The 638-nt window shown below is 76.8% G+C and carries 1 pseudogene; it reads left to right on the top strand.

From position 1 onward, the window contains the following. Positions 1-369: 369 nt before the first annotated feature. Positions 370-638, top strand: a pseudogene (locus C1I97_RS39505) (hypothetical protein); the annotation flags it as partial.

Here is a 638-nt window from a genome sequence, read left to right as displayed (position 1 = left end):
CAGGTGGGCGGGGCCGCGTTGCTGTGGACGGCGACGGCGGCCGTACCGACGGCGGTGACGCTGCGGGCGTGGCGCTGCCGCGGGGCCCGGGCGCCGGTGGGCGACGGAGCCCGGGGGACGATCGGCAAGCCCCGGGCGGGCGAGGCCGTCACGGGTCCGGAGCCTTCGGCCGTCGACGGGCGCGTACGCCGGCGGGGCCCGCTCCTCCGGTGGAGGCCCGCGGCGACACCGCTCCCACGGGCCACACCGGTGCCCCGTGGCCACGACGACGCCCTCGAGTCGTACGACGTACTGCCCCTCGACCCGCCGGCGCCCGGATCCGCCGCTTCCTGGCAGGGCGACGACAGCGCCCGCCGCGCCCGCTGGGCCGTGCTGAAGGAGGCGGCGAAGGGGGCCACAGAGCCGAAGGGGACCGTGGAGCCGGAGGAAGCCGCCGACCGGGAGGAAGCCGCCGGCCCGGAGGAAGCAAAGGCGGACAACGTGAAGGCGGACGGCGTAAAGACGGACGGCGTAAAGACGGATGGCGCAAGGACGGACGGCGCAAGGACGGACGGCGCAAGGACGGACGCCACGAAGGCGGAGGACACGAAGGCGGACGGCATCACGGAGCCGGTGGAGCCCCCGCCACTCCCCGGGGG

The organism is Streptomyces sp. NTH33 (genome assembly GCF_003236365.1).
Classification (GTDB): domain Bacteria; phylum Actinomycetota; class Actinomycetes; order Streptomycetales; family Streptomycetaceae; genus Streptomyces.
Note: the sequence above shows the minus strand (reverse complement) of the source record. Positions and strands in the feature narration are given on the sequence as shown.